14 protein-coding genes and 1 pseudogene are annotated in these 14,213 nt (G+C 34.2%); 5 read left to right on the top strand and 10 right to left on the bottom strand.

What is annotated here, in order from left to right; all coding sequences use genetic code 11:
- The 9 genes and pseudogenes from H0S58_RS06560 to H0S58_RS06600 form a co-directional block, all read right to left on the bottom strand.
- Window positions 1–2,325, bottom strand: a complete 2,325-nt coding sequence (locus tag H0S58_RS06560; RefSeq protein ID WP_195727498.1) for a hypothetical protein — start codon at window positions 2,323–2,325, stop codon at window positions 1–3.
- Entirely contained in the window at window positions 2,315–3,895 is a 1,581-nt protein-coding gene (locus tag H0S58_RS06565; protein ID WP_195727499.1) for a site-specific integrase, read from the bottom strand. The genes H0S58_RS06560 and H0S58_RS06565 overlap by 11 nt, the downstream gene beginning before the upstream one ends.
- Window positions 3,896–3,906: 11 nt before the next feature.
- Window positions 3,907–5,253: a site-specific integrase gene (locus H0S58_RS06570; RefSeq protein ID WP_195727500.1), complete on the bottom strand. Its 1,347-nt coding sequence runs from the start codon at window positions 5,251–5,253 to the stop codon at window positions 3,907–3,909.
- 159 nt (window positions 5,254–5,412) lie between these two features.
- Window positions 5,413–5,577 (bottom strand): hypothetical protein, encoded by a 165-nt coding sequence (locus H0S58_RS06575; protein WP_195727501.1) that lies wholly within the window; start codon window positions 5,575–5,577, stop codon window positions 5,413–5,415.
- Between the two features lie 19 nt (window positions 5,578–5,596).
- Entirely contained in the window at window positions 5,597–6,364 is a 768-nt protein-coding gene (locus H0S58_RS06580; protein WP_195727502.1) for an alpha/beta fold hydrolase, read from the bottom strand.
- 156 nt (window positions 6,365–6,520) lie between these two features.
- Window positions 6,521–7,396 (bottom strand): MBL fold metallo-hydrolase, encoded by an 876-nt coding sequence (locus tag H0S58_RS06585; protein ID WP_195727503.1) that lies wholly within the window; start codon window positions 7,394–7,396, stop codon window positions 6,521–6,523.
- A 174-nt stretch (window positions 7,397–7,570) separates the two neighbouring features.
- Window positions 7,571–8,310 (bottom strand): annotated as a pseudogene (locus H0S58_RS06590) (zeta toxin).
- A 4-nt stretch (window positions 8,311–8,314) separates the two neighbouring features.
- A complete protein-coding gene (locus tag H0S58_RS06595; RefSeq protein WP_053577958.1) occupies window positions 8,315–8,569 on the bottom strand; it encodes a hypothetical protein in 255 nt (84 codons plus the stop codon).
- Between the two features lie 155 nt (window positions 8,570–8,724).
- Window positions 8,725–9,081 carry a hypothetical protein gene (locus H0S58_RS06600; protein WP_053577959.1) on the bottom strand — a complete coding sequence of 119 codons (357 nt, stop codon included), beginning with the start codon at window positions 9,079–9,081 and terminating at the stop codon, window positions 8,725–8,727.
- A 214-nt stretch (window positions 9,082–9,295) separates the two neighbouring features.
- On the opposite strand from H0S58_RS06600, the gene H0S58_RS06605 reads away from it, so the two are divergent.
- Window positions 9,296–9,808: a LexA family protein gene (locus H0S58_RS06605; RefSeq protein WP_193893753.1), complete on the top strand. Its 513-nt coding sequence runs from the start codon at window positions 9,296–9,298 to the stop codon at window positions 9,806–9,808.
- Window positions 9,809–9,880: 72 nt separating this feature from the next.
- Here the strand turns inward: H0S58_RS06605 and H0S58_RS06610 are convergent, their stop codons facing one another.
- Window positions 9,881–10,063 carry a hypothetical protein gene (locus H0S58_RS06610; protein ID WP_195727504.1) on the bottom strand — a complete coding sequence of 61 codons (183 nt, stop codon included), beginning with the start codon at window positions 10,061–10,063 and terminating at the stop codon, window positions 9,881–9,883.
- Window positions 10,064–10,367: 304 nt separating this feature from the next.
- Here H0S58_RS06610 and H0S58_RS06615 point away from each other — a divergent pair, with 304 nt between their 5' ends.
- The 4 genes from H0S58_RS06615 to accC all read left to right on the top strand — a co-directional run bounded on the left by H0S58_RS06615 (window position 10,368) and on the right by accC (window position 14,194).
- Complete coding sequence (locus tag H0S58_RS06615; protein ID WP_195727505.1) at window positions 10,368–11,684, top strand: Y-family DNA polymerase; 1,317 nt, start codon at window positions 10,368–10,370, stop codon at window positions 11,682–11,684.
- A 236-nt stretch (window positions 11,685–11,920) separates the two neighbouring features.
- Entirely contained in the window at window positions 11,921–12,376 is a 456-nt protein-coding gene (gene aroQ / locus H0S58_RS06620) for a type II 3-dehydroquinate dehydratase (RefSeq protein WP_053577962.1), read from the top strand.
- 16 nt (window positions 12,377–12,392) lie between these two features.
- On the top strand, window positions 12,393–12,809 hold the full coding sequence (locus tag H0S58_RS06625) for an acetyl-CoA carboxylase biotin carboxyl carrier protein (RefSeq protein WP_092719174.1): 417 nt from the start codon (window positions 12,393–12,395) through the stop codon (window positions 12,807–12,809).
- A gap of 17 nt (window positions 12,810–12,826) precedes the next feature.
- Complete coding sequence (gene accC / locus H0S58_RS06630; protein ID WP_053577964.1) at window positions 12,827–14,194, top strand: acetyl-CoA carboxylase biotin carboxylase subunit; 1,368 nt, start codon at window positions 12,827–12,829, stop codon at window positions 14,192–14,194.
- Window positions 14,195–14,213 lie beyond the last annotated feature (19 nt).

The following is a 14,213-nucleotide window of genomic DNA, read 5'->3' on the forward strand; positions in this document are numbered from 1 at the left end:
TCAGGCTTCCTTAGTCTCAATTTTTTGCTGTTCTATGGCGAACAGTTCACTTAAGGTTGTTGGTAATTTAGCAATTGCATTTTCATAAGGAAAAATGGGAATAGGTGTTAAGCTATTTTGTCTATCAAGTGCTTTTGTTTTTAAGTCACTTAAATGAAGTATTTTTTGACGTAATTCCTCAAGCATTTCACTATAAGATAAATCATGGACTACGATTTGCTCTATATGTGCAAACTTATCTAGTAATTCATTCAAAGTATGTTGTAGGGCTTCTAATTCACCTTTACGACCAGTTAAAGCGAAGTTTCCACATTGATCACCTGATTGGCAGGCAAGACGTTTAGGACAATCGTGCACAGCGACTTCACGCATACATCCACCAAAAGGCAGGGGGTGTAAACAAGCATGGCGTTGAACTAATGAGTTGGCTAATGATCGATCTTCTTTAACCAATTCATTAAAAGATTCAGCGATATCTTGAAAATATTCATCAAAGAAAGATTCCTTTACATAACTCGCTACTTCATTTTTTGAATCAAAGGTCTGTAAATTCATTTTTAGATTATTTTCTAAATCCAACTTGTCTGAAAAGTACATTAATCCATCATTTTTGATAGAGTCAATTGGATAGTCTGGCTTTAGTTCTTTCCTGTCATTTTCATAAAGTATCAATTCATGTTTTTCTAATAAACTAGCTGTGACTTTACGTTGTTTTAATGCTAAGTGTTGATAATATTGATTTTGCTTGATGTCTACACGGCCCATTAACATTGCTTGTAAATGTTCTGCTAAACCACTGAGGGCAAGAAAAGTATTAATGTTGTGCCGTGGAATATGACTTGTAAGCTTTGAATGTTCAGCCTCATTTTCTAATAGATTATATTTTTCAAAAACAGATGTACTTAACGAATTCCCTAAAAAGCTATTCACTAACACTACATTTAAAGGAATAATGTTTGTTTTATTAATAAAGGCTCTTCGTAGTGTTGCTGATCTAAATTCATGAATAAAAAGTAGATCTTCATAAGCAATTTTTTCCATTTTTCCTTCATAATTAAAAACATGATCTATAGGGTATTCAGAGTCATAATTTGCCAACCCTTTGATGAAATTATTGATATCATGCTTTAAATAATATCTTTCAACTCTTTGACCAGATTTAATCTCCTTGAAAACAGGTACATTTTTAAGAGTTTTAATAACAACTTCACGTTGTCCAGCTCGACCTCTATAGGTATCTTTAACTCCAAAAATAGTTCCAATCAGGTCATCTATTTCTAAATAATCTTCACTAATTTCATCAATTGATTTTGGTAAAAAATCTGAATTTTTTTTTGATCTAATATATTTAAGGTGACCTCTATATTCTTGGGTAAGACTTAATACTGATTGAAATATTGTCTCTACTAAATTTGCAGATAAGGGCTCAACCCAATGTATTCTAAATCCAGCACCTTTAGCACCATGATATTGAATTCCCAAAGTGTATTGTTTGAAGCCATCTAAAGTTAGATGCTCCTTTGTTACTGGATCAAGAATAGATTGTTTGATTAATGCATCTGTTTTTAGAAGGATTGCTTCCGTTGATCGTAAGCCTGTGACAATCAGTAATAATAAAAGATTAAGAACAATCTTTTCACCATTCGTTTCACACAAACTAATTAAGGACACAATATTTATAAATGTCCGAATAGAAATCAGCTTATCCGTATCAATATCATCTTCATCAAGCTCTAATTGTTCTATTAAAGCTTTTGTTCTCTTGGCATTTGGGGTTCTATTATGAGAACTTGTGTAAAGATATTTTTGAGAAAATTCTAATGGTTGTTCAGTAAAACAATAGTGATTTAACATTTCCTGTAGTCTGAGGTATGAACCTGCATGATCTGGAAGGTTTGTTTTGCTGGAGTTTTCTACAAGAATTTCAAAAGAATTATTTAAAACTAAAGTTGATAAGTAATAGGGATGTGTTTTTGATATATCCATATCATGAAGTGAGCTGTACCAGCGCTTTAAAACATAGAACTCTGCACATAGCTTTTGAGGAGATGCTTTAGCGTTTGATTTTCTATAGCTAAGAATTAAAACTGCTTTAATAAAATATTGAAAAACTTCATTAATATTGCAGCTATTTACACCATTTAATCTTTTAATAATTTCAAAATTAAAATATATTTTCCCACTTCTAGATAATAACCAGCCAGAACCTATTGTTCCTCCATACCATAATGGATCACTCCAACTACACTCGAAGTTCGCCTGTAAATTTTGATTAAAGTATTCTTTTTGTTCGTTAATGAATGCGTTATATTTTTCAAGATTCATTGTGATCTTCCTTATGCATAGCACAACGAGCAATTACAGATTCAATTTCAAATTTTGTTGATTCATGAACTCTAATTAAAGGATTTCTAGAAACACCTATACCATCTGATAGCTTAATGAGTTCATTGATTTCACTTTGTATACTTTCTAGAACATTACTATGATTAGCATCAATAAAAGGATGAAAGTACATACAACCATAGCAGTTACGTACAGGTTGAAATAAACATTTGTCTTTGTAAGAACACCCACCAATATCGTAATGAATTTTGCTACCAATATTTCCAAGAACTTTTTTCTGATGCCAGTCTTTCTTATAAACTAGTCTTCCAGTCAAGAGCATGGCGATCATTTGTCTGTACAGAGAATTTTTACCAAGTGCTTGTGCTCTAATTTGGGCTAATTCAGGAGTAGAAAAAATATAATGTCTAGCAGTTACAACAGAAGAGTGACCTAAGATATATGCAATTTCTTCAGCAGAAGACCCTGCCATTGCCAAACTATAGCCAACATGATGCCTAAAATCAGAAAATGAGTACTTTTGCTTTATCAATTCATCTGCAAGAACAGCTTCTTTGTACTCTTCGGGAGCAAAATCAAATAATTGTGTATTAATCGCTTTTGAGCAAAAGCGTGCAGAATTTTCACCTAAATCAAACAACTTATCTTTTGGACTTAAGTTAAATCTTTCGCTATAAGCAATGATGATTTCAGCAACTTCTTCTGGAAGTTTTACAGCTATCTTCTCATGTACATAACGTGCTTGTTTTGCATAAGGAATTAGTATGCTATAGCGATGGAATTGATCTATCGTACGTGTGGTATCTATTTTTATATCTTCAGCAGATAACTTAGCTAATTGCACAGGTCTAAGACCAGTTACATACACTAAACCGAGTATTGATGAGTAAAGTAGTTCTTGATTATCAATACTTTGAAAATCATCCTTGATAACTTGGTTTAACTTGATAAAACCTTGTTGAATCATTGAAATAAGAGGGTAATCAATAGAATCTTCGTATTGTTGGTAATATAATTTTGAATTAAATGCTTGAGGACGTTCAAGAAATTCCAACTCGTATTCGTGGTCAAGATCAAAGCATGAAAAGTTCTCGATAAATAGTAGCTTCACCAAAAACTTAAAATGATAATAGTATGTAGAATTATCGGCTTTTGCTAAATCAACCAATAAAGCTTTTGAATTGCGATAATCAAGCTTTAGGCTTCTAGTTTTTAGTGATTTTATTACAAAAGTGTAAGCTTGTAATTTTGCTTCAAGGAAAGATGGCGTATTGATCTGAACATAATTCGCTAGAAAAAATTTAGCCAATTTTTTCTCTGACGTGCTGAAGTTAGAGAAGTTTAAGTGAAGCTTTTTCCCTGAATAAGAAAAATTCCAAACATCGTTAGATGTTTGAACGAACTTACTATCAAATTTATCGGCTCTATGAAATCGAATGATTGTCGGCAACTGTAAAGACTCTATGAGCTTAAGGTCAGCATCGTGGAAAATAATAAGTTCACTATGACTATTATCAATTTTTTCAAAATCTAGACTAAGTTGGGACATATTTTTATCAATCAAAATTTAATACTGGAATCTATGATCCGAGCCAAATTCATAAAATTAGCACGTTCTACAATAAAGCGTTTACCATAATATATAGGCATTGTACTTGTAGGTGACCAACCACCTAAGGCTCTTAGATCATCCTGTGCTTTTAGTAGAGCATCATTTACACTTTGTTTGAGATCGGAGTGACTAACATTTTCTTTCTTATATTTCTCAAAAGAAAAACTTAACATCATATAAGCCCAAGAATGTCTACATACGTGTGGAGTTAGACGTTCTATTGAATCATAAGCTGAAGTATCAAAACACTCAGGTAACAACGCCTTTAATGACAAATCTACTTTATCAAATATCTTTTTAACACTGCCATAACTTAAAGCAGAGTAGGGAGGCTTTAAAGATGTAAATAAAATTTGTGAAGGAATTTCTTTTCGGATTTCATTTATATAAATTTGAAGAATTCTATAGTCTCGTTCCTGTAGTTTAATTACTCGGTATGAATATTCAGTTTTGATTTTTGGCTTTTTTGATCGATCATCGAACTCATCATCTGTATTTGTAATAATTAAACTAAAATTATGATTCTGAATTGATTTTTTAATAGAATTGGTTGTTAGTAGCATGAGCTCACCAACTCTAAGACCATAGTTAATCATAAGATGTATCATCAGAAAGTTTCTGAGTTGTACGCTTTTAGATCTAAAAGGATTTAATTCATTGTATCTATTAGAGTTGCTTGGAGAAATGACTGAATACAATCCTTTAATCATTTCCTGATTCATACTCTTAAAATTGTGATTTATCTCACTTTTAATTGTTTTATTGGCTTTTGAAAAGTTATTTATTATTTTTTTCTTTATTATCATATATTTGTTCAAGTTTTCTTTAATTTTTTGAATCTCCTTTAAAGTAAGTTGTGGCTGTGATTGGATGCTTAGGTATTCATCAATCAAAAAGCTGTAAAACTTCAGAAAAGATCTAACTCTATGACTAATTGTCGTGTAATTAGTTTGGTCTGTATTTCTTAGCCGAATAAGATTGCTTTCAATTTTTTTATTATTTTCTAAATAGACAATAAAATTATCAATTTCACCTTGAATGATCTCAAAATTGTAGGATGTCGAGTAGAACGATTCACAAAAGGATGTCGAAAACTTTTCATGCCAAAATTCATACCAAAATTTTATTGCTATCAAATCTGCATGCTGCGTGGATATGCTTTGAAATCTAAGGAACTTCATTATGTACAGCATAGGGTACAAACATGGAAAAGATGAATTTAGATCAAATAAAAGAATAATTTGATTTTCGTTTGAGACTTTCTTTTCTAAATGAATTGTTTTTAAAGCAAACATAGTAAAGTTTATGAAGTATTCTTAAGGTCAACATATCATATTTTATAAGTGAAATAGAAATCACTTAAGTTATTGAATTTTGGTTTAAGTAAGAAGGATATGAAGTTATGGTTAGGTGTATCGGATTTAACATAATATACATTATACGTAATGGTATAATTAAGTCTTTGAAAATAAACAGATTTTTCCAATATAATAAATATTACGATCCATGGTAGACATTGAAACCTGAACCGCAACAACACGACCGATAAAACCTTTATATGCTTCAAGTAGATAGAAATGATCTTCATTAAATTTGACTGGTAATGAATACAGAACCATTTGTTCTAGACCCTACATCTCAAACTTCCATATACCTGCTAATTTCATCAATAACTTGTTGTGGTTTTTCTGCATGTAACCAGTGTCCTGTATTTTCAATCACTTTAATTTGAGCATTAGAAAATTGATGCATAACTGCTTGAAAATGTTGATCTTGACTCATATAACTAGAATCACCACCGCGAATAAAAAGTATTTCTTTATGGCATATCTGGATATTATGCCATCCTAAAATATCAGTATAATGATGAAATAATTCCTCTACATTAAATAACCATTGGCCTTTATGAAATGATTTCATCAAAAACTGTATGATCATTTCTTCATCTAAGTATTCACGCATAATTTTAGTTGCGTCTAAACGCGTTTCAATTTTTGCATCTTGTACCGCAAATAAAGCTTTAAAAATCTGATCATGGTGATTTTCTGTATAAGTAATCGGTGCTATATCTAAAACAACTATTTTTTCAACACGTTCACTGGCTTGAGCAGTTAGCTGCATAGCAATTTTCCCGCCCATTGAATGCCCTATTACAGAAAATTTTTCAATTTCAAGTAAATCCAAGGTATCTAAAATATCTTGTGCCATTACCAGATAGTCCATTTCTGAAGATCTTGGTGAATGTCCATGATTTCTTACATCAACTTGAATGACAACATGTGATTTATAGAATTCACGTGCAATCATTCCTAAATTACTTAAACTACCAAAAAGGCCATGAATAAAAACAAAAGGTATTTTTTCTTTGGCATGTTCGTTTTGATTAATTTCGTGATTTAAAATCATAGTTTTGATTACTTTTTAAGATTACTTTAATTTTAGTTATATTAGAAATTTAATCAATTGCCTTTTATTATACAAAAAAAACGCTTAGGCTATTTTGATTTAGAATCTAGTGGATAATATTGGTTCCCACAAAAATAGTATTTATTTAGAAACATCTCACATTTGCTTAAAATAATTAAAAGGTAATTTTAAATATCGAATTCCATTGGATTCTAGTGCTGGAAATTTACCTGCATTCATATTAATCTGAATCGCAGGTAAAATAAGTTTAGGCATAGAAAGCGTGGCATCACGGCGGTTACGCATCTCAATAAATTCTGTTTTAGTGGTGCTGTGATTTAAATGAATATTTGTATTTTTTTGCTTATAAATACTGCTTTCACAGCAATATTCATCCCTGTTTTCAGGTAAATAATCATGGCACAGCAAAACACGCATATTTTCATCTAATTCATATAAACGCTTAATCGAATCATAAAGCTCAGATGCACTCCCCTTAGGAAAATCACACCGAGCTGTACCATAGTCGGGCATAAATAAAGTATCACCGACGAATACACAGTTTTCTATCACATAGCTGATGCATGCAGGTGTATGCCCTGGCGTTGGGATATTGTATGCATTTAATTGGCCAATATGAAACTGTTCGTAGTCTTCAAAAAGATAATCAAATATCTGATTGTCAGCGGTACTATGAATATTCATATTATAAATTGTATTAAATGTTTCTTGTACAATTGCAATTTTTTGACTCATTGCAATTTTTCCACCTAATTGTTTTTTTAAATATTGTGAAGCAGTTAAATGATCTGCATGAACATGTGTTTCTAAAATCCACTCTACGCTTAGGCTATTTTCATGAATATATTGAATGATTAAATCTGCTTGAATTGTAGAGCTTGTCGCTGACGGCGCATCATAATTTAAAACACTATCAATAATCGCGCAGCGCTTGCTTATCACATCAGATATGACATAACTAAAAGTATTGGTGTGCTCATCAAAAAAATGCTGTATTTTCGGATTTTGCATTCTAAAATTCCTTATATTTTGAAAGTTGATCACCCATCATTAAAGTGATGCTATTGTGATTATTTTTCTATTTATACACTTTTATTTTAACCAAGCTCAGGGTACTCAAACCCATAACCTATTTTGAACTCAAATAATACGACTCAAAACCCAGCCACAAAAAGCTGAATAACTTTATTCTGCTGTAAAATCCTTAAGTACCTTTTCTGCAAACCACCATGGAAGCTGCTGCACATCAGGATTTATTTTAAGGATTTCTGCCGATTGAATTTCTGCAAGGAAGGCTGCATTTTCACCATTTGAAGAATTGTTCGGTCGCTTGCATCAACTGCCTGCATCAGTAAATTTATACTTCGATAGTAACGCTCAACAATTTTTTGTTCTGGTACAGCATGCCCCCCCATACTCACTCGATATTGAACACGCGCAATATTAATAATCGGATCGACAGTCGAGACATAATATAAATAGGTTTTAAAACCTTGACGTTTTGCTTCTTGTAAAAATTCAACTTTGGAAATATGTGACATGACTGTTTCAAAAGTAAAACTAATCTTTAAACGTAAAAACTCCAAACGAATATAATCAATAATACGGCCACACAAATAAGAATCAATTTCTGAAAGGTCAAACCGTATTTGACCATCTTCTAATATTGAGGGCTGTAATTTAAGCAAAGGTAGCAATTTCCCAGCTTGAGGCCGTTTTTTTTGGTTTAAAAAATGGATTAAATTTTGTGCTTTTAAAGCTGTATGATAGATCATTAAATCTAATTGATGCGTGGCACTTAAATTCTGTTCGAGTTCATCTGCATTTAAATAAGCCCCAATATGATGGGGCAATAGATATTCTTTAATTGTGCTTTTCCCCGATCCATTTGGATCAGCAAACATTCTAATTCTAGGTTGAGGCATTAAATTATACAACAGCCTCTTTTTTATGGCGCTTTAACACTTTAGGCACATGATCAGCAGCAATGTAAGCATGAGACAAATCTTGGATCATGCTTTCGTGCCCATTGGTGTCACGTTGTACGAGTCTTAGATCTTTTGTATACACTACAGTGGCTACAGAGCACGCTTTATTAAAAGCATGTCGAAAAGCATGCATAGCAAGTTTAGGAATCATGTCATCCTCATACTGACCTGCTTTCATGATGGTATAAGCTGTCATAAAACAACTCCCTTTCGACTTGATTTATTTCATTGTATTCTAGCAATAGCGCAGACTATTGTCTATTTATACATCAATATAGAAATGTAATGCATAACGCTAAAGCTTTAAAACGAGGTAAAAACTTTAATAAAAATGACTCTATAACAGTAAAATCAGATGCTCCCTTCCTTCCATACATCTTCGTAATCTTCACGATCAATCATAAAGCGATAACCTTCAGCTAAAGCCAAGTATGGGAGAACTTCAGGTAAAATATCCTGTAACTCACGAACGGTCATGGTTTGAAAAACATCTTGCCCCTCACCTAATTCACCGCCATAAATAAACCAAGCAACATTTTCTTCAGTTTCAGGTTTTTTACGAATTCCAACGATCGGTTCTTGGTTTAAGCTATCCACAGCGATGGCTACTACATCATCTCCTTGGACTTGAATATAAGCAGAGTCATATTCCTCGCACAGTAATTTTTGTTCTGCGATTAATTCTTCTAAAGGAGATTTTTGAGTCATTGTTTATTACCAATCAAAATAAATAACGTATTTTACTCTACATTGTTTATATATAAAGCCTCTTTTTAAATTGTTCTACTTCTGCTAATCTTGAAAAAGTTACATATTCAAGAAGAAACCAAAGTTGACAGACTCACTGCACCAAATTCCTACTCACGGCGGAAAACGTAAAAATGCTGGCCGGAAAACGCATTATCAAGAAAAAACAGTCGTCATGCGTGTGCCAGAATCTAAAGTAGTGGAAATAAAAGCGTGGTTAAAACCGATTCCCAAAGACGACCGTTCTAAAAATATTGAACTTCAACCAATTGAAGCTCGAACTCATTTACAAATTGCCTATCCACTGGAGTCAGTAGCTGCGGGGTTCCCCTCGCCTGCTCAAGATTATACTGAAGACTTTATCGATCTCAATGAACATCTGATTCATAATCCATTAAGTACATTTATATTACGCGTGAATTCACTGTCTATGAAAAATGCAGGAATTGATATCGATGACCAAATTATTATTGATCGAAGTTTAACGCCCGAACATGGCGATATTGTTCTTGCCATGATTAACAATGAATTTACTGTCAAACGATTCATGAAAGAGAAAACGCATCAACATCAATATAAAGTTTGGTTAAAAGCAGAAAATCCAGAATATCCCGACATTTATTTACAGAGTGAAGAAGAACTTGTTATTTGGGGCGTAGTAACGTGTATTTTAAAAAAATTACGTTAATTAAATCAAAAAATTAATTCCTTAATCATTAAAAAGCCTCAATATTAATTGAGGCTTTTTTCTTGGTGAATCTTAGCGTTGTTGTTGATGGGTTTTTTGTTGCTTCTGCTGACGTTGATTGTCTTGTTGGTTTTGCTGTTGTTGTTGATGCTGATTGTCATTTTGCTGGTTAGGCTGTCTATTTTGTTGACGTCGCTGGTCTTGCTGCTGTTGACCCTGATTATCATTTTGTTGGTTGTGTTGTTGATTAGCCATTTTCATATCCATCCTTTAATTTTTTGGGATATGTCGCACTAACTTTACGACTTCTACTAATCTAATGAATATTTTGAATTCGCCAAGCTTACAACTGTGTCTATTTAATACACTGTAATAGCGCTGCTGTTAATTTATTGATTTTTATTTAATCCATAAAAGAGTGATTTACATGTTTAACTGTAATTACACTAATAGTTACACAAGTTTAAATGCTTCTCCCCATTCATTAATTTTTTAAATTTGGAATTTATTGAATTACACGTTATTCTTAATTTGAAAAAGTTACAAATTCAAGATAAAAATGGACAACCAATTATTCGCTCTCATTGATATTAATAACTGCTATGTCAGTTGCGAACGTGTGTTCAATCCAAAACTCAATGGCAAAGCTGTGGTTGTGCTTTCAAATAATGACGGTTGTGTGGTTTCACGTAGCAATGAAGCAAAAGCCTTAAATATAGGCATGGCCGTTGCTTGGCACACCATTGAAAAACAAGCACTGCAAGCAGATGTTAAAGTTTTTTCGAGTAACTACGCTTTATATGGAGATATGTCTCGACGTTTTTTTGCCATTTTAGCCAAACATTTTCATAGTACAGATATTGAACCCTATTCAATTGATGAATGTTTTATCAATCTAACGCCTTATGCGAAAACGCTTGACCTTGAACAATACTGTCGTGAACTCATAAATACAATTAATCAATGGATAGGCTTACCTTGCTGTATTGGTATTGGTTTCACAAAAACTCAAGCCAAACTGGCAAATCATTTTGCAAAACAAAAAACAGGTTTTAACTCTTTATGTTATTTACCTCACCTAGATTTATGTAGCTACGAAAACCTACTTCAAGAAACTCCAGTGGCTGAAATTTGGGGCATTGGGCGTAAAATCAGCAAAAAACTGCAGGATTATGAAATATATACTGGCTATGACTTAACTTTTGCCAATGAACAGCATCTGACTAAGCAATTCTCTGTGCTTATTACACGGACTATTCGTGAGCTAAAAGGTCACTCTTGCATTGCCTTAGAAGATCCTTCCATCCCATCAAAAAGTATTCTTTCATCGCGAAGTTTTGCAACCGCCACCAATCAAAAGAGCATTCTGAAGCAGGCTTTAATTTTTCATATTGACCGTGCCTATAAACGCTTAACGAGGCAACAGCAATTATGCGCCTGTGTGCATGTTTCCCTCTATGAAAAATCTTCCCATCCGCCCTATAAAATCAGTATTTCTCATACCGTAGGACTTGAATATGCCACCGATGATCTAATCATTTTAAATCAAACAGCATTAAATCAAGTAGATGTTTTATTTAAAGAAAATAAAAAATATATCAAAGTTTCAATTATGTTGACCGCACTTCAACCTAAGCAACAACATATTCAAGATTTATGGCACCCCATAGAACTGATTCAACAACGCGATCATTTAATGAAAACCTTGCTAGCGATGAAACAACGCTATGGAGCCGAATGCATTCAGTTGGGTTATCATTCAAACAGCGAAATATGGAAAATGAGGCAACAATATCGCTCCCCACGCTACACCACATGTTGGCAAGAAATGCTGAGCATTGATGATTCTTCGATGGCAGTTACACAAATCACATGAACTGTTTTGGTCAATTCGGTTTACAATATTGAAATAAATAAAAACAATAAAAAATGTCATTTTTTAACATTGCCATTTACTTGCAAAGTTCTCAATATATAGCACATATATGACACACAAACTCTACGTCAAAATTAAGCAAGTTATAATAAAAATGTAGGATTTCGTGCCATAATGGGCAAATTTTGCAGCTATCTTGCAAGATATTGGTGCAACTTAAAAATGGAGCAAGCTGAATGAATTCGAGCATTTTGGTCATTCATGGACCGAATCTTAATTTGCTAGGAAAGCGTGAACCAGATGTTTATGGGCATCTCACTTTAGATGACATCAATCAGCAGCTCATTATTCAGGCACAAAAAGCAGCAATTCATTTAGATACTTTCCAAAGTAACTGGGAAGGCGCAATTGTTGACAGAATTCATCAAGCACAATTAGAAGCTGTGAAATTCATCCTCATCAATCCAGCAGCATTGACACATACCTCTGTTGCAGTTCGTGACGCCCTTCTTGGTGTAGCTATCCCCTATATTGAAGTTCATTTATCGAATGTTCATGCTCGCGAAGCATTTAGACATCACTCATATTTATCTGATAAAGCCGTTGGCGTGATTTGTGGCTTAGGAGCAAAAGGTTATTCATTTGCTCTCGATTACGCTATCGAAAAAATTCAACCTACTACGCAACCATAATTAGGAATATTGTCTCATGGATATCCGTAAAATCAAGAAACTCATCGACCTGATGATTGAATCTGACTTACAAGCGATAGAAGTTAAAGAAGGTGATCAATCTATCGCTTTAACGCGTCGTAATCCAGTGGTTGCGGCAGGTGTTCAAAGCATCCCTACAGCTGTTGCTGCTGCGCCTGTAGCAAAAACGCCGCGCGGTGCGGTAGAAACCTCTCCGATGGTTGGGGTATTTTATGCTGCTCAAAGCCCAGGTGAACCACCATTTGTTAAAGTGGGTCAAACCATTTCAGCAGGTGAAACGTTAGGCATCATTGAAGCCATGAAAATCATGAACCCAATTGAAGCGACGCAAAGCGGTGTGGTAGAAGAAATTTTAGTGAAAAATGGCGAAGTGATTCAATTCGGTCAACCTCTTTTCCGCTATCGCGCGTAAAACCACGAGGATTTATCATGTTGCAAAAGGTATTAATTGCAAACCGGGGTGAAATCGCTTTACGCATTACCCGAGCTTGCAAAACTTTAGGAATTAAAACCGTTGGTATTTATTCCGATGCCGATAAAGACCTCATGCACCTTCGTTTTGTTGATGAAGCCGTATGTATTGGTCCGGGTGCAAGTAGTGAAAGCTATTTAAACATCCCAGCAATTATTACTGCTGCTGAAATTACAGGTGCAGATGCGATCCATCCAGGTTATGGCTTCTTATCTGAAAATGCTGAATTTGCAGAAATTGTTGAAAGTTCAGGTTTTATTTTCATAGGGCCACGCCCTGAACACATTCGCCTAATGGGAAACAAAGTTTCTGCCATTACCGCGATGCGTAAAGCAGGCGTTCCAACTGTTCCAGGTTCTGCACACGCAGTGACCACCAGCAATGCGCTAGCTGAAGCCAAAGAGATTGGCTTCCCATTGATCATTAAAGCTGCTTCAGGCGGTGGTGGTCGTGGTATGCGTATTGTAGAACGTGTAGACACATTACTTGAATCTGTTCAAGCCGCACAGCGTGATGCAGAAATGTGGTTTAGTGATGATACGGTTTATATGGAACGTTTCCTACAAAAACCACGTCATGTTGAAGTGCAAGTTCTAGCGGATGGTAACGGTCATGCGATTCATCTTTTTGACCGTGACTGCTCTTTGCAACGTCGCCATCAAAAAGTACTTGAAGAAGCGCCGGCGCCAGGCTTACCAGAACAAGCCCGTGCTGACATTTTGGAAGCATGCGTAAATGCATGTAAGCTGATGCAGTATCGCGGTGCGGGAACATTTGAATTCTTGTTTGAAGATGATGAGTTTTTCTTCATTGAGATGAATACGCGTGTTCAAGTTGAACATCCAGTGACCGAGATGGTTACAGGTATCGATATTATTGAACAACAATTGCTGATTGCAGGCGGTCTTGGTCTAAACATACAACAGTCCGATGTTCAATGTCATGGTCATGCCATGGAATGTCGTATCAATGCTGAAGACCCAACCAACTTCATGCCATCACCGGGTAAAATTGAGCACTTCTATACTCCAGGTGGTGCAGGTATTCGCTTAGATTCGCATATTTACGAAGGTTATAGCATTCCTCCTTATTATGATTCAATGATTGCTAAACTCATTGCGCATGGTAAAGACCGGAAAACCTGTATTGCGCGTATGAAACAAGCCTTAGAAGAAATCATTCTGACAGGAATTAAAACCAATATTCCTTTGCATAAAGATCTAATTTTAGAAGATAAAAACTTTTGCTCTCAAGCAATGGATATTCATTATCTTGAAAAGCATTTGCTTCAAAAATTAGAAGGTCATGTAAAAGAAAACGCTTAAAATATATAAACATAAAAAA

It is taken from the genome of Acinetobacter sp. TTH0-4 (genome assembly GCF_015602665.1).
Lineage (GTDB): Bacteria > Pseudomonadota > Gammaproteobacteria > Pseudomonadales > Moraxellaceae > Acinetobacter > Acinetobacter albensis.

What these genes read in the sequence shown, in the direction of transcription:
- H0S58_RS06585 (WP_195727503.1), bottom strand. Translation starts at nt 7,396, where the DNA reads ATGCAAAATCCGAAAATACAGCATTTTTTTGATGAGCACACCAATACT.
- aroQ (WP_053577962.1), top strand. Translation starts at nt 11,921, where the DNA reads ATGAATTCGAGCATTTTGGTCATTCATGGACCGAATCTTAATTTGCTA.
- accC (WP_053577964.1), top strand. Translation starts at nt 12,827, where the DNA reads ATGTTGCAAAAGGTATTAATTGCAAACCGGGGTGAAATCGCTTTACGC.
- H0S58_RS06615 (WP_195727505.1), top strand. Translation starts at nt 10,368, where the DNA reads ATGGACAACCAATTATTCGCTCTCATTGATATTAATAACTGCTATGTC.
- H0S58_RS06580 (WP_195727502.1), bottom strand. Translation starts at nt 6,364, where the DNA reads ATGATTTTAAATCACGAAATTAATCAAAACGAACATGCCAAAGAAAAA.
- H0S58_RS06600 (WP_053577959.1), bottom strand. Translation starts at nt 9,081, where the DNA reads ATGACTCAAAAATCTCCTTTAGAAGAATTAATCGCAGAACAAAAATTA.
- H0S58_RS06625 (WP_092719174.1), top strand. Translation starts at nt 12,393, where the DNA reads ATGGATATCCGTAAAATCAAGAAACTCATCGACCTGATGATTGAATCT.
- H0S58_RS06560 (WP_195727498.1), bottom strand. Translation starts at nt 2,325, where the DNA reads ATGAATCTTGAAAAATATAACGCATTCATTAACGAACAAAAAGAATAC.
- H0S58_RS06605 (WP_193893753.1), top strand. Translation starts at nt 9,296, where the DNA reads ATGCGTGTGCCAGAATCTAAAGTAGTGGAAATAAAAGCGTGGTTAAAA.
- H0S58_RS06575 (WP_195727501.1), bottom strand. Translation starts at nt 5,577, where the DNA reads ATGGTTCTGTATTCATTACCAGTCAAATTTAATGAAGATCATTTCTAT.
- H0S58_RS06610 (WP_195727504.1), bottom strand. Translation starts at nt 10,063, where the DNA reads ATGGCTAATCAACAACACAACCAACAAAATGATAATCAGGGTCAACAG.
- H0S58_RS06570 (WP_195727500.1), bottom strand. Translation starts at nt 5,253, where the DNA reads ATGTTTGCTTTAAAAACAATTCATTTAGAAAAGAAAGTCTCAAACGAA.
- H0S58_RS06595 (WP_053577958.1), bottom strand. Translation starts at nt 8,569, where the DNA reads ATGACAGCTTATACCATCATGAAAGCAGGTCAGTATGAGGATGACATG.
- H0S58_RS06565 (WP_195727499.1), bottom strand. Translation starts at nt 3,895, where the DNA reads ATGTCCCAACTTAGTCTAGATTTTGAAAAAATTGATAATAGTCATAGT.